This is a genomic window from Pseudomonas sp. AU11447, from assembly GCF_001672555.2.
Lineage (GTDB): Bacteria > Pseudomonadota > Gammaproteobacteria > Pseudomonadales > Pseudomonadaceae > Pseudomonas > Pseudomonas nitroreducens.
Window position 1 is genome coordinate 434,678 of the sequence record NZ_LZDG02000089.1, and the last position, 17,022, is coordinate 451,699.

Here is a 17,022-nt window from a genome sequence, read left to right on the forward strand (position 1 = left end):
CCGATGCAACTCATGCGAATCACTGCCCTGGCGCTGGCCATGGGCCTGGCCGTTGGCGCCCACGCCGACACCGCCGCCGACCTGGGCGGCAAACTCACCCCGGTGGGCGCCGAGAAGGCCGCCAATGCCGACGGCAGCATCCCCGCCTGGGACGGCGGCCTGGCGCCCAACGCCGGGCAGGTCGACGCCAAGGGCGGCTACGCCAACCCCTACGCCGCCGAGAAGCCGCTGTTCACCATCACTCCGGCCAACGCCGCGCAGTACAGCCAGTGGCTCAGCCCTGGCGAGCAGGCGATGCTCAAGCGCTACCCGAATACCTACAGGATCAACGTCTACCCCAGCCACCGCAGCGCCCGGCTGCCTGACGAGATCAACGCCGAAACCCGCAGGAACGCCGAGCAGAGCAAGCTCGCCGACGGCGGCAACGGCGTGCTGAATTACCACCGGGGCGTCCCGTTCCCGCTGCCCAGGGAGGGCGTCGAGGCGATCTGGAACCACATCACCCGCTACCGCGGCGGCAGCATCGAGCGCACCTTCAGCTCGGCCAACGTGAAGGAGAACGGCGTCTACAGCCTGGTGCGCTCGCAGACCGAAATGAACTACGCCCAGACGATTTCCGACCTGCCGGCCGACGCCAACATCCTCTACCTGTTCAAGACCCGCGTGCTGGAACCGGCGCGGTTGTCCGGCGAAGCCGTGCTGTCCCACGAGCCGATGGACCAGGTCGCCGAACCGCGCGCCGCCTGGCAGTACATTCCCGGCCAGCGCCGCGTACGTCGTGCCCCGCTGATCGCCTATGACAACAGCGCGCGCTACAGCGACGGCATGATCACCGCCGACAGCCTCGACGGCTTCAACGGCGCACCGGATCGCTACGACTGGAAGCTGGTGGGCAAGCAGGAACTGTTCGTGCCCTACAACAGCTTCCGCCTCTACGACCGCTCGGTGAAGTACGCCGACATCCTCAAGACCAACCACCTCAACCCGGACCTGGCGCGCTTCGAGAAACACCGCGTGTGGGTCGTCGAAGCCACCCTCAAGCCCGGCGCGCGGCACATCTACAGCAAGCGCCGCTATTACCTCGACGAGGACAGCTGGAACATCGTTCTCGGCGAGTTCTACGACAGCCGTGGCGAGCTGTGGCGCAACTACCAGTCCCATGCCATGCCGTACTACGACCAGCAGTTCACCTACGAGGCGCTGGCGGGAGCCTTCGACCTGATCAGCGGGCGCTACTTCGTCAATGGCCTGATGAACGAGGAGAGCAGCGGGCTGAAGACCGGGCAGACGGCGAAAATGAGCGACTACACACCTTCGGACCTGCGGCGCTGGGCGAAGTAAGACCTGCGCTCCCTTGTCCCGGCTGGGCGTAGCCGGGGCTGTTGCGCCCTCTTCGGAATCCGGAGAGGGCGTTTTTGTTTTTTTTGGCGGGGTGCTGCTGGGCAGATCGGCGCGAGTGCGTTCCCTCACCCTAACCCTCTCCCAGAGGGAGAGGGGACTGCCCTGAGCGAGCTGCTCATTCGGCGTTAGCCAACTAACTCAGAAACATAGCCGCGCACCGAACGGCCCCCTCTCCCTCAGGAGCGGGACGCGCAGCCAGGGCTGGGGTGAGGGCAAGCCCGAGCACAATTACCCCCTTGTAGGAGCGAACTTGCTCGCGAATGGGGTTTCCGGGGACTCCGGTGCAAAGCGGTTCGCGAGCAAGCTCGCTCCTACGAAAAGCTTCCCTCGTCGTTCCTATCGACAAGAAAAAATCAGCATCGTATTCTGCACAGCGAAACACGATTCCGTAAAACAAAAGAAAGACGGAGCACAGCATGTCAGAAGCGGTACAGCTCGAACGCCGGGGTGACATCGCCCTGGTGACGGTCGACAACCCACCGGTAAACGCCCTCGGACACGCCGTCCGCGCCGGGCTGCTCGCCGCCTTCCAGCAGGCCGAGGCCGATCCGCAGGTGCGCGCGGTGGTGCTGGTCTGTTCCGGGCGCACCTTCATGGCCGGCGCCGATATCCGCGAGTTCGGCAAACCGCCGCAGGCGCCTTCGCTGCCGGAAGTGGTCGAGGTCATCGAAGGCTCGACCAAGCCCAGCGTCGCGGTGATCCACGGCACCGCCCTGGGCGGCGGCCTGGAAGTGGCGCTGTCCTGCCATTACCGCATCGCCCGCCGCGATGCCCAGGTCGGCCTGCCGGAAGTGAAGCTCGGCCTGCTCCCCGGCGCTGGCGGCACCCAGCGTCTGCCGCGCCTGGCCGGTGTGGAAAAAGCCCTCGACATGATCGTCAGTGGCACACCGATCCGCGCGCCGGAAGCCCTCGAATTCAATATCGTCGACGAACTGTTCGACGCTGACCTGAGCGAAGCCGGCCTCGCCTTCGCCCAGCGCCTGCTGGCGGCCGGCAAGGGCCCGCGCCGCACCGGCGAGCGCAACGAGCGCGTGCAGCAAACCGGCCTCGCCGAGGTGATCGCCCACAAACGCGGCGAGGTGCAGAAGCGCCTGCCCGGCCAGTTTTCCCCGCAGCGCTGCATCGACGCCGTCGAAGCCGCCACCCAATTACCGCTGCGCGAAGGTCTCGCCCGCGAGCGCGCGTTGTTCCAGCAATGCATGGAGTCGCCACAGCGCGCCGCGCAGATCCACGCCTTCTTCGCCGAGCGCGAAGCGGCCAAGGTCGAAGGCCTCGCGCCCGAGACTCAACCGCGCGAGGTGCGCCGCGCCGCGGTGATCGGCGGCGGCACCATGGGCGTGGGCATCGTCCTGTGCTTTGCCAACGCCGGCATCCCGGTGCAGCTGCTGGAGGTGAACGACGCAGTCCTGCAACGCGGCCTCGACCGAGCCCGCAGCCTGTACGCCGCCAGTGTGGCGCGCGGCAGCCTGGGTGCCGAGGAGATGGAGCGGCGCATGGGCCTGATCAGTGGCGTACTCGATTACGCCGCGCTGGGCGACGTGGACGTGGTGGTCGAAGCCGTGTTCGAAAGCCTGGACGTGAAGCGCCAGGTCTTCGAGCAACTGGACGCTGTGTGCAAGCCCGGCGCGATCCTCGCCAGCAACACCTCCTCGCTGGACCTCGACGAAATCGCCGCCTTCACCAAGCGGCCGCAGGACGTGGTCGGCCTGCACTTCTTCAGCCCGGCCAACGTCATGCGCCTGCTGGAAGTGGTGCGGGGCAAGGCCACCTCGGACGCCGTGCTGGCCACCGCCATGCAACTGGGCAAGCGCCTGAAGAAGGTCGCGGTGGTGGTCGGCGTGTGCGACGGCTTCGTCGGCAACCGCATGATCTTCCAGTACGGCCGCCAGGCCGAGTTCCTGCTGGAGGAGGGCGCCACACCCGCGCAGGTGGACCGCGCGCTGCGCGCCTTCGGCATGGCCATGGGGCCGCTGGCGGTGCGCGATCTGTCCGGCCTCGACATCAGCCACGCGATCCGTTCGCGCCAGCGGCTGAACCTGAAACCCGGCCAGACCCTGCCCACCGTGCTCGACCACCTGATCGCCGCCGGCATGCTCGGGCAGAAGACCGGCACCGGCTTCTACCAGTACGGCGAAGGCGGTCGCGCCCCGCAGGACAACCCGGCGCTGCCGGCCATGCTGGAGCAGGCCGCGGCCGACCGTGGCATCAGCCGTGGGCCGGTGAGCGACGAGGAAATCGTCGAGCGCTGCATCTACGCGCTGATCAACGAGGCGGCGAACATCCTCGACGAAGGCATCGCCCAGCGCGCCGGCGACGTCGACGTGATCTTCCTCAACGGCTACGGCTTCCCCGCCTGGCGCGGCGGCCCGCTGTTCCATGCCGACAGCGTCGGCCTTGCCCACGTGCTCGAACGAATCCGCGAGTTCCACCAGCGCCTTGGCGCCTGGTGGAAACCCGCGCCGCTACTCGAACGCCTGGTGGCCGAAGGCCGCCGCTTCGCCGATCTCTGAGGACCCACCATGGACATCCATTTCACCCCCGACGAGCTGGCCTTCCGCGATGAAGTCCGCGCCTTCCTCGAAGCCAAATTGCCCAAGGACATCGCCACCAAGGTGCGCCTGGGCAAGCACCTGAACAAGGGCGACCACCAGCGCTGGCAGCGCGTGCTGACCGAGCAGGGCTGGTACGCCACGCACTGGCCGGAGGAGTACGGCGGCACCGGCTGGAACGCCGTGCAGAAGCACATCTTCGAAGAAGAATGCGCCGCCTTCGGCGCACCGCGCACCGTGCCGTTCGGCGTCAACATGGTCGCCCCGGTGATCATCAGGTTCGGCACGCCCGAGCAACAGGCGCACTACCTGCCACGCATCCTCGACGGCACCGACTGGTGGTGCCAGGGCTACTCCGAACCGGGCGCCGGCTCCGACCTCGCCTCGCTGAAGACCCGCGCGGTGCGCGACGGCGATCACTACGTGGTGAACGGCCAGAAGACCTGGACCACCCTCGGCCAGCACGCCGACTGGATATTCTGCCTGGTGCGCACCGACCCGGAGGCGCAGCAGCAGCGCGGCATCAGCTTCCTGCTGATCGACATGCAGACACCGGGCATCACCGTGCGCCCGATCATCACCCTGGACGGCGAGCACGAGGTCAACGAGGTCTTCTTCGACAACGTGCGCGTGCCGGTGGAAAACCTCGTCGGCCGCGAGAACGAAGGCTGGACCTGCGCCAAGTACCTGCTCACTTACGAGCGCACCGGACTCGCCGGCATCGGCGCCTCCAAGGCGGTACTCGCGCACCTCAAGCGCGTGGCCAGCCGCGAGCTGTGCGACGGCAAGCCGATGCTCGAAGACCCGCTGTTCCGCGCCCAGGTGGCGGAGGTGGAAATGCAGCTGATGGCCATCGAGATGAGCACCCTGCGCATCCTCGCCGCCGCCCGCGAAGGCGGCGTGCCGGGGGCGGAAAGCTCGATCCTGAAAGTGAAGGGCACCGAAATCCGCCAGGCGATCAGCCACCTGCTGCGCAAGGTGCTCGGCCCCTACGCGCTGCCCTTCATCGAAGACGAATTCGAGCTGGGCGCCGAGCCGCTGCACGCGGACTATTCGGCGGCGCCCGCCAGCCAGTACTTCAACCTGCGCAAGCTGTCGATCTTCGGCGGCTCCAACGAAATCCAGAAGAACATCGTCTCCAAGATGATTCTCGAACTGTGAGGCACCGAGCATGGACTTCAAACTGAGCGAAGAGCAGCAGATGCTGCAGGACACCGCGGCGCGCCTGGTGCGCGACGCCTATCCGTTCGACAAGCGCGAGGGTTTCAGCCAGAGCGAGCGGGGCTACAGCGTCGAGTTCTGGCGCCAGCTCGGCGAGCTGGGGCTGACCTCAGTGTCGCTGCCGGAAAGCCACGGCGGCTTCGGCGGCGGCGTGGAAAGCATGCTGGTGCTCACCGAACTGGGGCGTGGCCTGTGCCTGGAGCCGTACCTGCAATCGGTGGTGCATGCCGGCGGGCTGATCGCCCAATTGGGCAGCGAGGCGCAGAAGGAGCATTGGTTGCCGCGCATCGCCAGCGCGGAGGCGCAATTGGCCGTCGCGCTGGAAGAGCCGCAAAGCCATTACCAGCTGCACGACGTGCAGACGCGCGCGGAACAGGCCGGCGATAGCTGGAAACTGAGTGGCCGCAAGGCGGTGGTGATCGGCGGGCAGAGCGCCACGGCGATCCTCGTGTCGGCGCGGGTGTCCGGCAATGCGCGGGACGAGGCGGGCATCGGCCTGTTCCTGGTCGATCCGCAGCAGGCCGGCGTCACTCGTCGCGAGTACCCAACCGTGGACGGCCAGCGCGCCTGCGAGCTGTTCCTCGACGGCGCCCTCGGCGAAGCCCTCGGCACGCCGGGTGACGCGCTAGCGGCGCTGCGTTACCAGCAGGGCCGCGCCATCGCCGGGCAATGCGCCGAAGCCCTCGGCAGCCTGCAGGAAGCCTGCGCGCTGACCCTGGACTACCTGAAGACGCGCAAGCAGTTCGGCATCCCCATCGGCAAGTTCCAGGTGCTGCAGCACCGCATGGTGGACATGCGCAGCGAACTGGAACAGGCCACCAGCATGGCGATCCTCGCCGCCTGCGTCGCCGACCAGCCCGACAGCGCCGAGCGCAGCCGCACCCTGGCAGCGGCCAAGTTCATCGTCACCCGCGCCGCACGCTACGTCGCCGAGCAGGCGATCCAGCTGCACGGCGGCATCGGCATGACCTGGGAATACGTCCTCGCGCACCACGCCAAGCGGCTGGTGATGCTCAGCCATCAACTGGGCGATGACGACCATCACCTGAAGGTTTACGCAGGACTGATGGAAGTGGCGTAACGCACTTGTAGGAGCGAGCTTGCTCGCGAACGGATTCACCGGCGATACGGGCGCTGGGCGGTTCGCGAGCAAGCTCGCTCCAACAGGAAAAGCCTGTCCCGCGTCCCGGCTCCGGCTTCTGCCCTCGAAGACTTCCAGAGAAACATCCGCGCACTCCAGACCGCCCCTTTCAGGAGGCCTCGTTGAAGCGGAGTTTCAGGGGTTGAGCGACATGGATGTCGCGAGAGCCACGATGGGCCAGGGATGGCCCGTCGYGGCGTGCCCCTGAAACTTCGATTCAACGAGGGAATTTTTCGCCTAAGCGAAAAACCGGATGGAGGGGCAAGACTTTTTGGTTCCTTTTGTGGCGTTTGACAAAAGGAACTCGCCGGGAGGCGAAACCAAATCCATCAGCACACGCCGAAGCGGCGCAGAAACACCCAACGAAAAGCATCGCGGAAAAAATCAGGCCCCGAGGCTCTCGATATCCCGCGCCAGAATCTCCAGCTCATGGGCCAGCGACCCGCGCAGCGTCTCTTCGCTGAGCTGGAACGACGGCGCCCCGCAGGTCAACGCCATCAGCCCGCCGTCGGCCAGGCGCAGCGGTACGCCGGCAGCGCGCACGTTGCGGTCCCAGTCGCCCAGCGACAGGCAGAAGCCATGCTCGTAATACTCCTCGAAGGACGCATCGAGCGAAGCGCGCATCACCGACCAATCCCCTTCGTGACGCTCCTGCAGCGCCGACAGCAGATGCTCGCGCTCCTGCTGCGGCGTGGCGGCGAGGTAGGCGCGGCCGGCGGCGGTGGTGGCCAGCGGCAGGCGCACGCCGGCGTCCATGCGCAGGGACGTCGCTTCCGGCGGGCGGCAGTTTTCCACGTAGATCATCGACAGCCAGTCACGACAGGTCAGGCCCACCGTGGTGTTGGTGCGGCGGGCGAAGGCGTCCATGTACGGCTTGGCCAACTGGCGCACGCGCAGGTTGGAAACGTACGCGTAACCCAGCGCCAGCACGCCTGAATCGAGCTGGTACTTCTCGTGCTGCTGCGAGTAGCAGAGGTAGCCCAGCTGGGTCAGGGTGTAGGTCATGCGCGACACCGTTGCCTTGGGCAGGCCGGTGATCCGCGAGATTTCCTGGTTGCCGAGCACCACCGAGCCGTGGGTGAAGGCGCGCAGCACGTCCAGTCCGCGGGCGAGCGCCTCGACGTACTTGCGGTCCTTGGGGTTGCTGCTGTCTTCGACGTCGTCGCTCATGGGGCCTCGGCGGGGTATTCGGGTGGACGAGCGCCGCGCGCGGCGCGGGCGAACGATAGCAGATCGACCCCATTCCCCGCAGCGGTCCCGGCCTGCTCGTTGCGCCAGGCAAGCCTATCGCATACCATCAATTTCGACACGCTGTTTCACTGTGCAGAACAACAATTCGAAGCTCAGAGAAAAAGTACGGAGAAGTCGATGCCTGCCATTGCGACCGGATACGTGGCCAGCGAGATCGCCCGCCACGCCTACCAGAACCTGTACGACCTGCTGCAACGTGCCTCCCGCGAGTTCCCCGAACGCCACGCGTTCTCCTGCGGCGACAGCCATCTCACCTTCGCCGAACTGGACCGCCAGGCCGACGCCTTCGCCCGCTACCTGCGCCACCACGCCGGCCTGCAACCCGGCGACCGCCTGGCGCTGATGCTGCCCAACTCCCTGCAGTACCCCATCGCCACCTTCGGCGCGCTGAAGGCCGGCGTGGTGCTGGTGAACACCAACCCGCAATACACCGCCAGCGAGTTGCGCCACCAACTGGCCGACTCCGGCGCCAGCGCCGTATTGCTGCTCGACCGCCTGCTGCCGCTGCTGCGCGGCGTACAGGCGCACAGCGAGGTGCGGCAGATCCTGCTGACCTCGATCGACGACATGGAGCGCCCCCAGTTCGACAGCGACGAAACCGACTGCACGCGCTTCCAGCAGGCCCTGCGCCTGGGCGCCGAAGCGCCGCCGGTGCCCATCGAGCCGGGGCTGGATCGCCTCGCGCTGCTGCAATACACCGGCGGCACCACGGGCGTCTCCAAGGGCGCGATGCTCAGCCACCGCAGCCTGGTCGCCAACGTCGTGCAGACCCTGGAGCTGTTCCTGCGCCCCGGCCTGCTGGAGCCGGCCACCGACGTGCGCATCGCGCCGCTGCCGCTGTACCACATCATGGCGTTCTCGACGAACCTGCTGTCCTCGGTGGGCATGGGCCTGCACACGGTGTTCATCCGCGACGGTCGCAACCTCGACGAGATCATCGGCGCCATGCGCCGCTATCCCTTCACCCTGATGAGCGGGATCAACACCCTGTTCGTCGGCCTGATGAACCACCCGGATTTCCCCGCCGTCGACTTCAGCCACCTGAAGTGGGTGACCTCCGGCGGGGCACCGCTGAACCGCGAAGTGGGCCGCCGCTGGGAGGCCGCGACCGGCGCGCCGGTGCGCGAAGGCTTCGGGCTCACCGAGGCGTCGCCCGTGGTCTCCACCGGCACGCTGCACAGCCCGTATCGCGAGGGCTACGTCGGCCAGGCGCTGGTGGATACCGAGCTGCGCACCGTGGACGAGGAGGGCAACGACACCGGCCCCGACCAGCCCGGCGAGCTGTGGCTGCGTGGCCCGCAGGTGATGCAGGGCTACTGGCAGCGCCCGGAGGAAAGCGCCCAGGTGCTGACCGTGGACGGCTGGCTGAAGACCGGCGACATCGCCGAACTGGACGCCAACGGCATGCTGAAGATCGTCGACCGCAAGAAGGACATGATCCTGGTCTCCGGCTTCAACGTGTTCCCCAACGAGGTGGAAGACGCCGTGATGCGCCACCCCGGCGTGCGCGAGTGCGTGGCCATCGGCGTGCCGGACGAGCGCAAGGGCGAGTCGGTGAAGCTGTTCGTCAGCCTCAAGGATGAGTCGCTGGCGCCGGCGCAGATCATCGCCCACTGCCGCGAGCACCTCACCGGCTACAAGGTGCCGAGCTTCGTCGAAGTGCTCGACGAGCTGCCCAAGACCAGCGTCGGCAAGTTGCTGCGCCGTCAGCTGCGCGACCTGGAGCTGGCGAAAAGGACCACCGCGTGAGCGCAGGGTCTATGGTTGAAGCAGGTTCGCACGACGAGACCCGCCGCATGACCGAGTCCTTCCAGCGTATCGGCGTCATCGGCGCCGGCGCCATGGGCCGTGGCATCGCCCAGCTGTTCGCCAGCGCCGGCCTGCCGGTGCGCCTGTACGATAGCAACCCGCAGACCGTGGAGCAGGCGCTGGCCTTCAACCGCGAGCTGCTGGAACGCGCGGTGGCCAAGGGCAAGCTCAGCCCGGAAGCGCTGGCGGCGACGATGCAGCGCCTGTTGCCAACCCACAGCCTCGACGAACTGGCCGACTGCGACCTGTTGATCGAGGCGATCATCGAGGACCTCGGCGCCAAGCAGGCGTTGCTCGCCGAGCTGGAAAAACGCGTAGCGCCGGACGCCGTGCTCGCCAGCAACACCTCGTCGCTGTCGGTCACCCGCATCGCCGCGCGCTGCCGGCATCCGGAGCGGGTCGCCGGCTTCCATTTCTTCAACCCGGTGACGCTGATGCGCATCGTCGAAGTGGTGCGCGGCCAGCGCACCGACGAGTCGGTGGTGCGCCGCCTGAGTCGGCTGGCGGAGCAGGCCGGGCACTTCCCGGCGGTGTCGCCGGACAGCCCCGGCTTTATCGTCAATCACGCCGGCCGCGCCTTCAGCACCGAAGCGTTGCGCATCCTCGGCGAAGGCATCGCCAGCCCGGCGCAGATCGACCGCATCCTGCGCGACGGCGTGGGCTTCCGCATGGGGCCCTTCGAACTGCTCGACCTGACCGGCCTGGACGTCTCCCACGCGGTCATGGAATCGCTCTACCAGCAGTTCTACCAGGACCCGCGCTACACCCCGTCGCCGCTGGCCGCGCAACGTGTTGCCGGCGGCCTGCTCGGGCGCAAGAGCGGCGAGGGCTTCTATCGCTACCGCGAAGGCCAGCCGATACGTGAGCTCGAAGAGCAGCACGACACCGTACTGCTCAATCGCCCGTACTGGCTCGACAGCCAGGACCCCGAACTGCGCCACCGCGTCGCCGCGATCCTCACCCTCGGCGGCGTGGTGCTGGAGACCGGCGAGGGGCCGTCGTCCCGCGCCATCTGCCTGGTCACGCCGCTGGGCGTGGATGCCAGCACCCGCATCGACGCCCTCGGCCTGCCGCCTGATCGCAGCCTGGCGCTGGAAACCTTCACCGAACTGGACCGCCGCCGCGTGCTGATGCGCCAGCCGGCGCTCGACCCGGCGCTGGAGGCCCAGGCCCGCCAGGCCCTGGGCAGCGACGGGGTGCCGGTGGAAGTGATCAACGACTCGCCCGGCTTCATCTGCCAGCGGGTGATCGCCGGCATCGTCAACCTCGGCTGCGAGATCGCCCAGCGCGGCATCGCCACGCCGGTGACGCTGGACCGCGCAGTGCAATTGGCGCTGGGTTATCCGTTCGGCCCGCTGGCCTTCGGCGAGCACTATGGCGCGGCACGTATCCTCACCATCCTCCAGGGCCTGCAGGCCTGCTACGGCGAGGCGCGCTACCGGCCCAGCCCCTGGCTGCGCCGCCGCGTGCAACTAGACTTGCCGCTGCACAGCCCGGATCGGGCGGAGTAGTTCCACCGGCAGCGATGATCGTTTTCTGTCCGCTGGCGCTTACGGCCGGCGGCTCGGCGTGGCGCACTCTGCGGCGATGCCTGGCGCCGGCGCGCGCGACGGGGCCGGGCGAGAACAATAACAACGAGGAACATGTCATGCGCCAATGGCTGCCCGCACTCGCCCTTCTGCCCCTGCTCGCCGGCCACGCCTGGGCTGCCGGGCCAACGCCACAGGAGGCCCGCGAACTGGCCTCGCAGGCCTATCTGTTCGCCTTCGCCACCGCCGAGCACGGCAAGACCCTGCAGGCCATCGCCGCCAAGCTGCCGGTCAATTACCTGTACAACAAGACTGCGCTGCTCGGCCCGGAAGACCGCACCGTGGTCTCGCCGAACAACGACACGCTCTACTCCTATGCGCTGCTCGACCTGCGCGAGCACCCGGTGGTCCTCGATGTGCCGGCCGTGCCGCAGCGCTACTACAGCTTCCAGCTGATCGACATGCGCACCAACAACCTCGACTACATCGGCACCCGCGCCACCGGGCGCGCGGCGGGCAGTTTCCTGATCGCCGGCCCCGACTGGGATGGCCAGACGCCCGAGGGCTTCAAGGGCCAGGTGATCCGTTCACCCAGCCGCATCGTCTTCCTGCTCGGCCGCACCGCGGTCGATGGCGAAGCCGACCTCGACGCCGCCAAGGCCGTGATGGACGGCTACAAGCTGCGCAGCACCAAGCCGACGCTGCTGCCGCACAAGATGGACGTGCCGGAGTACCTGCCGACCAAGGAAGGCCTGGCGGAAAACGCCTTCATCGACTTCAACGGACTGTCAGCCTGGCACGCCTGGACGCCGGAAGAACAGGCGCGGCTGAAGCAGTTCGCGCAGATCGGCGTGGGCACCGGCAAGCCCTTCGACGCCAAGCAGCTGCCGGCGGACATCGCCCAGGCGGTGGAGCAGGGCGCCGAGGACGGCCGCGAGAAGATCCGTGCGGCCACCGAGCGCTTCGCCGCGCCGGTGAACGGCTGGCAGAATTCGCCGACCAATATCGGCCACTACGGCAACGACGACCTGACACGCGCGGCGGTCGCCTGGAAGTACATCTACGCGAACGATCCGGCCGAGGCGATGTACCCGCTGACCCGCGTCGACGCTGCCGGGCAGGCCCTGGACGGCAGCCGCGCCTACACCCTGCACTTCGCCCCCGGCCAGCTGCCGCCGGTGGATGCCTTCTGGTCCGTCACGCTCTACGACGGCAAGACCCAGATGCTCGCGGCGAACCCGCTCAACCGCTACGCCATCAACAGCGCCAGCGACCTGAAGAAGGACGCCGACGGCGGCCTGACCCTGACCATCCAGCATGCCCAGCCGGCCGGCACCGACAACTGGCTGCCGGCGCCGCCGGGGCCGTTCAACCTGATCCTGCGCATGTACCTGCCGCAGGCAAAGGCGCTCAAGGGCGAATACCAGCCGCCGGCCGTCCAGCCCATCGCCACCAGCGCGATCACCAGCAAGGAGTAGCCATGAATCCGATCCTGACCCGCCGCCGTCTCATCGGCGCCAGCGGTGCGCTCGGCTTCGGCCTGGCGCTTCCCGACTGGCTGCTCGCGGCTTCTTCCCAGACGAGTGATCCGGCCATGCCCGAAGCATCAATCGACCAGGAAACCGTCCGCCAGGCGTGGCTCTATGCCTACCCGATGCTGATGCACTACCAGACGATGCAGAAGCAGGCGCTCGATGCGAAATCGCCGGAGTATGTCGGCGGCTTCGGCGTATTCCGCCACTACAGCGAACTGTTCACACCGAACAACCGCGACATCGTCACGCCGAACAACGACACGCCCTATTCCTGGGCCTGGCTCGACCTGCGCGCCGAGCCCTGGGTGCTCAGCGTGCCGGCGGTGGCCGAGGACCGCTACTACGTGCACCAGCTGGTGGACCAGTACACCTTCAACTTCGGCTATGTGGGCGTGCTCAGCACCGGCCGCGAAGCCGGTGACTACCTGATCGCCGGGCCGGACTGGAAAGGCAAGACGCCGGCCGGCATCCGCCAGGTGCTGCGCAGCGAAACGCAGATCGCCATGGTCCTGGGCCGCACCGGCCTGCGCGATGCCAACGACTTGCCGGCCGTGCGCGCATTGCAGCAGCAGTACCGTCTGCGACCGCTGCACGAGTTCGCCGGCAGCACGGCGCCGACGGCCCCTCCGGCGGTGAACTGGCTGCCGTGGGAATTTCCCCGCGACCTGGGGCCGGGCTTTATCCCGCACCTGAACCAGATCCTCGCCTTCTGCCCGGTGGACCCGAGCGAGGTCGAACTGCGCAAGCGCTTTGCCCAGGTCGGCATTGGCGCCGGGCTGGCCTTCGACCCTGCCGCCCTCTCGCCTGCGCAGCGCACGGCGCTGGGCGCCGGTATCCAGCAAGGCGTGGCAGAACTGAAGGCGAAGGTGGCGACGCTGCGTTCATCCGCCGGCCTGTTCGGTACCCGCTCGGCGATGCACAACGATTACCTCAGCCGCGCTGCCGCGGCGGCCAGCGGCATCTACGGCAACAGCGTGGAAGAGGCGATCTACTTCGGCACGCGCAGCGACAGCAGCCAGCAACCGCTGGTGGGCGGCCAGCGCTACCGCCTGCACTTCCCGGCCGACGCGCTGCCGCCGGCGAAGGAGTTCTGGTCGATCACCCTCTACGACCTGCCGGACCGGCAACTGGTGGCCAACCCGATCCAGCGCTACTGCCTGAGCAGCCGCGATCACCTCGCGCGCGACGCGAACGGCGGAGTGACGCTGTATCTCCAGGCGGATTCGCCCGGCCAGGCGCTGCAGGCGAACTGGTTGCCGTCGACCCAGCAGGGTCCGTTCAACGTCATCCTGCGCATCTACGGGCCGGAGCCGGCCGTTGTGGGCGGGGAGTGGAAGATGCCGGGGGTGGAGCGGGTCTGACGCAAGCCGCCACCGTCATGCATTGGTTCGCGAGCAAGGACTGGGCGTCCCCCTCGCTCCTACAGGTTGAATCGATGCTCTGTTTAGGAGCGAGCTTGCTCGCGAACCCGCGCCACACCAGAGCTCAACGAAAGGTGACGCGCTCCCCGGCAGCGAGGCGTTCGAGCGCCGCCTTGCGTTGATCCGCCGGCAGCGCCCCGAGCTTCTCCACCCGCGCATAGAACGCCGGCCAGTTGCCGCCCACCTGCCTGAACAACGCGGCAAACGCCGGCACCCACTGGTCATACAGCCCAAAGGGCAGCAGCTTGGCATTGTTCATCGGGCCGTTGACCCAGGCATCGAACGGCGCCTTGCCGCCCCAATCGCGATCGCGCATCTGTGCATAGTCGTGGCGCAGGCGCTCGAACTCGGCGGCCTTGCCGGCGCGCTTTTCCGCGTCGCTGCGCGGGCTGGCGTACAGCGCCTGCAAGCGCTCGCGGGTATCGAGCACCAGCTGCGTGAAGCGCTTGCTCTGCTCGTCCAGCAGGGGCGATTCATCCGGCAGGTTGCGCGCGGCACGCCAGCGGCGGCCGCCTTCTTCCTCGACGAAGGAGGCGTAGGACTCGTTGAAGGCAGTGTCACCGGGCAGATAGAACTTCTGGTGCGCCAACTCGTGGAAGATGGTTTCCGCCAGGCGCTGGTCGCCCCAGCGCATCATGCTGCTGAGGATCGGGTCGTTGAACCAGCCCAGGGTCGAATAGGCCTCGACGCCGCCGACATAGACGTCCAGCCCCTCGCCCTTCAGGCGCTTTGCCTCGGCCTGCGCGCCTTCGGCGCCGTAGTAGCCGCGATAGGCCACGCAACCGGCGATGGGGAAGCAGTGGGTCAGCGGCTGCAGCGACAGCTCGGGCGTGGCGAAGACGTTCCACACCACATTGGGCCGATGGATGTCGGCGTAGAGGCGATAGCTCTGGTTGTCCGGCAAACCCAGCTCGGCGCTGGCGAAGGCGCGCGCCTCCTGGGACTGCGCCAGGCGCTGGCGCAGCGCGGGGTCACGGCTCGGGTCGGCGACCACCTCGGCCACCGGCTCACGGGCGGCGAGCAGGCGCAACTGGCCGTCCGCCAACTGGCCGTAGTAGCTCACCGTGGAACAACCGCTCAGCGCCCAGATCGCCAGGCAGGGAACCCAGCGGCACAGGCGGCGGTCGAGTGTCGGGATAAGAAGGCGGAAGGGCATGCGCGGAACATAGCACAGCGCCTGGTCCGCTCGCTGCCGCCCCTTTCTGACCAGGAGCCACCTCGATGCGCACCCTCCTCATTCCTGCCGGACTGCTCGCCCTGAGCGGCTGTTCGATGCTGATGCCCCAGCCGGACCCGAACCGCGCCTGGGTCGACCTGGACACCAACAGCCAGAGCGACCTGGCCGCCATGGAGGTGGACAGCAAGGAGTGGTCCAGCACGCGTTACTTCGAGGTCGACCCCGGCTCCCACGAGTTGCGCGTGCGCTTCCAGTTCCAGGTCGAGCCGGTGGACATCGGCCCGGTCGCCGAATCGCTGTGGCGCGATTGCGAGATGACCGTGCAGTACAAGGACTTCAGCGCCGGCCAGCGCTACCGCCTGGAGACCGGCAGCATCGGCTTCCGCCCCTGGGCCAAGCTCTACGACGCCCAGGCGGCGAGATCGCCCGTGGTCGCGAACGGGGCTGCGCGAAAGCCTGAGCGGGGTATGCTGTGGACTGACTACAGTCCACGGTAACTCTTCATGCGCCCGCGCTTCCTGCCTGCCTTCGTCCCGCTGAGCCTCGCCCTGCTCGCCGGCTGCGCCAGCCCGCTGCCCGCCCACGACCCGCAGCTGGCCTGGATCGATCTCTACACCGCGGCCGGCAGGACCCTGATGGCCGAGCGCCTGGACGGCAAGTCGGTGAACGACGGGCGCTACTACCAGGTGACGCCGGGCCGCCACGAACTGCTGGTGCGCTTCCAGTACGAAATCCCCAGCGGTGGCGGCATGGGCGCGATGAGCGACCCTTCGGAGCTGACCTGCCGGGTCAAGGTGACCTACGACGATTTCGCCGCCGGCCAGCGCTACCGACTGGAGCTGCGCCCGCAATTGCGCAGCGCCCTGGCATTGCTGACCGACGCCAATGGGCAATTGGTGGCGAAGACGGATTTCCAGGGACCGGTGAGTTGCGGGCCGTTCTAGCGGAATAGCAGGCTTCGTGGGCGCAACGGTCTTTCTCGGGAAGCCCGTACCGATGCATCCCCCTCACCCCGCCCCTGACTACGCGCCCCGCACCTGAGAGAGCAGGGGCCGCCCCAAGCGCAGAGGCATCTCATGGCGGCGGACGTCGTCCCGGCGTGGAGGGGAAACTCAGCCGTCGTTCTTCTGATAGATGATCCGTCGTTTACCGTTGTCGCAGGTGCCAACCACCATGTTCGGGTCCTTCACCTCGGCCTTGTCCACGATCTCCAGGGTGTAGGAAGTCACCCCGGCGGCCTGGATCTTGGTCTCGATCTCGGCCTTGAGTTCCTCGCAGGGCTTCACTGCCGCCCAACTCGTGCCGCTCGCCAGCAGCAGCGCCGCACCGGTCGCCACGGCCCACTTCATCGTCGTCATCACATTCCCTCGTCAAAGCCCCACGGCGGGGCACCCTATCCTAACGGTGGACCGCCACCGCCGGACAGAGTGCCCGGCAGGCTCATTCGAGGCTGGCGTCGAGGGTGATGCGTGCGTTGAGCACCCGCGAGACCGGGCAACCGGCCTTGGCCTTGTCGGCGATGGCCTGGAAGGTCTGCGCATCGGTACCCGGCACTTTCGCCTTCAGGGTCAGGTGCACGGCGGTGATGGTGAAGCCATCGGTAAGTTTCTCCAGGCTGACTTCGGCCCGGGTGTCGATGCTTTCGGCGGTCAGGCCTTCCTCGCCCAGCATCATCGACAGCGCCATGGAGAAGCAGCCGGCGTGAGCCGCGCCGATCAGCTCCTCGGGGTTGGTGCCCGGCTTGTCCTCGAAGCGCGTGTTGAAGCCGTACGGTTGTTCCTTCAGCGCGCCGCTCTGCGTGGAAATCGTGCCCTTGCCGTCCTTCAGGCCGCCCTGCCAGTGGGCCGATGCCGATTTTTTCATGTCGCTTCCTCCGTTCGGATTGCAGTCAGGACGTTCGAGGCCGGCGCGAGGGCAGGGGTTCAGCTTTTCTAAAAGGCTCTTCGCAGGATCGAGGGGGGACGCCGGTGCATGAAAAAGGCCGGGCC

General features: G+C 67.6%; 13 protein-coding genes and 1 pseudogene. 10 read left to right on the top strand and 4 right to left on the bottom strand.

Translation table 11 applies throughout. The features are described 5' to 3' along the window. The first annotated feature begins 3 nt into the window (after nucleotides 1-3). From A6723_RS29860 to A6723_RS29875, 4 genes are all read left to right on the top strand, one after another. Nucleotides 4-1,341, top strand: coding sequence for a DUF1329 domain-containing protein (locus tag A6723_RS29860; protein WP_082450554.1), 1,338 nt, complete (start codon nucleotides 4-6; stop codon nucleotides 1,339-1,341). Between the two features lie 476 nt (nucleotides 1,342-1,817). Then, nucleotides 1,818-3,911, top strand: a complete 2,094-nt coding sequence (locus A6723_RS29865; protein WP_054907532.1) for a 3-hydroxyacyl-CoA dehydrogenase NAD-binding domain-containing protein — start codon at nucleotides 1,818-1,820, stop codon at nucleotides 3,909-3,911. Between the two features lie 9 nt (nucleotides 3,912-3,920). Then, nucleotides 3,921-5,111: an acyl-CoA dehydrogenase family protein gene (locus tag A6723_RS29870; protein ID WP_038803460.1), complete on the top strand. Its 1,191-nt coding sequence runs from the start codon at nucleotides 3,921-3,923 to the stop codon at nucleotides 5,109-5,111. 10 nt (nucleotides 5,112-5,121) lie between these two features. Beyond that, nucleotides 5,122-6,252, top strand: a complete 1,131-nt coding sequence (locus A6723_RS29875) for an acyl-CoA dehydrogenase family protein (protein WP_054907533.1) — start codon at nucleotides 5,122-5,124, stop codon at nucleotides 6,250-6,252. A gap of 444 nt (nucleotides 6,253-6,696) precedes the next feature. Here A6723_RS29875 and A6723_RS29880 read toward each other — a convergent pair whose 3' ends face one another. Then, entirely contained in the window at nucleotides 6,697-7,482 is a 786-nt protein-coding gene (locus A6723_RS29880) for an IclR family transcriptional regulator (protein ID WP_024763684.1), read from the bottom strand. A 198-nt stretch (nucleotides 7,483-7,680) separates the two neighbouring features. On the opposite strand from A6723_RS29880, the gene A6723_RS29885 reads away from it, so the two are divergent. The 4 genes from A6723_RS29885 (at nucleotide 7,681) to A6723_RS29900 (ending at nucleotide 13,797) form a co-directional block, all read left to right on the top strand. Then, nucleotides 7,681-9,312, top strand: coding sequence for a long-chain fatty acid--CoA ligase (locus A6723_RS29885; RefSeq protein WP_054907534.1), 1,632 nt, complete (start codon nucleotides 7,681-7,683; stop codon nucleotides 9,310-9,312). Nucleotides 9,313-9,359: 47 nt separating this feature from the next. Next, the gene (locus A6723_RS29890; RefSeq protein WP_054907635.1) at nucleotides 9,360-10,883 is read left to right on the top strand and encodes a 3-hydroxyacyl-CoA dehydrogenase; all 1,524 of its coding nucleotides are present in this window, start codon (nucleotides 9,360-9,362) and stop codon (nucleotides 10,881-10,883) included. A 137-nt stretch (nucleotides 10,884-11,020) separates the two neighbouring features. Further along, nucleotides 11,021-12,379, top strand: coding sequence for a DUF1254 domain-containing protein (locus tag A6723_RS29895; RefSeq protein ID WP_054907535.1), 1,359 nt, complete (start codon nucleotides 11,021-11,023; stop codon nucleotides 12,377-12,379). Nucleotides 12,380-12,381: 2 nt separating this feature from the next. Beyond that, a complete protein-coding gene (locus A6723_RS29900) occupies nucleotides 12,382-13,797 on the top strand; it encodes a DUF1254 domain-containing protein (protein ID WP_054907536.1) in 1,416 nt (471 codons plus the stop codon). A gap of 124 nt (nucleotides 13,798-13,921) precedes the next feature. Here A6723_RS29900 and A6723_RS29905 read toward each other — a convergent pair whose 3' ends face one another. After that, a complete protein-coding gene (locus tag A6723_RS29905; protein ID WP_054907537.1) occupies nucleotides 13,922-15,013 on the bottom strand; it encodes an aminopeptidase in 1,092 nt (363 codons plus the stop codon). Between the two features lie 65 nt (nucleotides 15,014-15,078). Here A6723_RS29905 and A6723_RS29910 point away from each other — a divergent pair. Together A6723_RS29910 and A6723_RS29915 are read left to right on the top strand one after the other, a co-directional pair. Further along, nucleotides 15,079-15,494: pseudogene (locus A6723_RS29910) on the top strand (hypothetical protein). Between the two features lie 43 nt (nucleotides 15,495-15,537). Beyond that, on the top strand, nucleotides 15,538-15,978 hold the full coding sequence (locus A6723_RS29915; protein WP_054907538.1) for a hypothetical protein: 441 nt from the start codon (nucleotides 15,538-15,540) through the stop codon (nucleotides 15,976-15,978). A 168-nt stretch (nucleotides 15,979-16,146) separates the two neighbouring features. On the opposite strand, the gene A6723_RS29920 is transcribed toward A6723_RS29915, so the two are convergent. Both A6723_RS29920 and A6723_RS29925 read right to left on the bottom strand, forming a co-directional pair. After that, nucleotides 16,147-16,383 carry a DUF1161 domain-containing protein gene (locus tag A6723_RS29920; RefSeq protein ID WP_054907539.1) on the bottom strand — a complete coding sequence of 79 codons (237 nt, stop codon included), beginning with the start codon at nucleotides 16,381-16,383 and terminating at the stop codon, nucleotides 16,147-16,149. A 91-nt stretch (nucleotides 16,384-16,474) separates the two neighbouring features. Then, a complete protein-coding gene (locus A6723_RS29925) occupies nucleotides 16,475-16,897 on the bottom strand; it encodes an OsmC family protein (RefSeq protein ID WP_054907540.1) in 423 nt (140 codons plus the stop codon). Nucleotides 16,898-17,022 lie beyond the last annotated feature (125 nt).

Excerpts from the sequence above, each read along its gene's own strand:
- A6723_RS29860 (WP_082450554.1), top strand. The coding sequence starts at position 4 with ATGCAACTCATGCGAATCACTGCCCTGGCGCTGGCCATGGGCCTGGCC.
- A6723_RS29865 (WP_054907532.1), top strand. The coding sequence starts at position 1,818 with ATGTCAGAAGCGGTACAGCTCGAACGCCGGGGTGACATCGCCCTGGTG.
- A6723_RS29870 (WP_038803460.1), top strand. The coding sequence starts at position 3,921 with ATGGACATCCATTTCACCCCCGACGAGCTGGCCTTCCGCGATGAAGTC.
- A6723_RS29875 (WP_054907533.1), top strand. The coding sequence starts at position 5,122 with ATGGACTTCAAACTGAGCGAAGAGCAGCAGATGCTGCAGGACACCGCG.
- A6723_RS29880 (WP_024763684.1), bottom strand. The coding sequence starts at position 7,482 with ATGAGCGACGACGTCGAAGACAGCAGCAACCCCAAGGACCGCAAGTAC.
- A6723_RS29885 (WP_054907534.1), top strand. The coding sequence starts at position 7,681 with ATGCCTGCCATTGCGACCGGATACGTGGCCAGCGAGATCGCCCGCCAC.
- A6723_RS29890 (WP_054907635.1), top strand. The coding sequence starts at position 9,360 with ATGACCGAGTCCTTCCAGCGTATCGGCGTCATCGGCGCCGGCGCCATG.
- A6723_RS29895 (WP_054907535.1), top strand. The coding sequence starts at position 11,021 with ATGCGCCAATGGCTGCCCGCACTCGCCCTTCTGCCCCTGCTCGCCGGC.
- A6723_RS29900 (WP_054907536.1), top strand. The coding sequence starts at position 12,382 with ATGAATCCGATCCTGACCCGCCGCCGTCTCATCGGCGCCAGCGGTGCG.
- A6723_RS29905 (WP_054907537.1), bottom strand. The coding sequence starts at position 15,013 with ATGCCCTTCCGCCTTCTTATCCCGACACTCGACCGCCGCCTGTGCCGC.
- A6723_RS29915 (WP_054907538.1), top strand. The coding sequence starts at position 15,538 with ATGCGCCCGCGCTTCCTGCCTGCCTTCGTCCCGCTGAGCCTCGCCCTG.
- A6723_RS29920 (WP_054907539.1), bottom strand. The coding sequence starts at position 16,383 with ATGAAGTGGGCCGTGGCGACCGGTGCGGCGCTGCTGCTGGCGAGCGGC.
- A6723_RS29925 (WP_054907540.1), bottom strand. The coding sequence starts at position 16,897 with ATGAAAAAATCGGCATCGGCCCACTGGCAGGGCGGCCTGAAGGACGGC.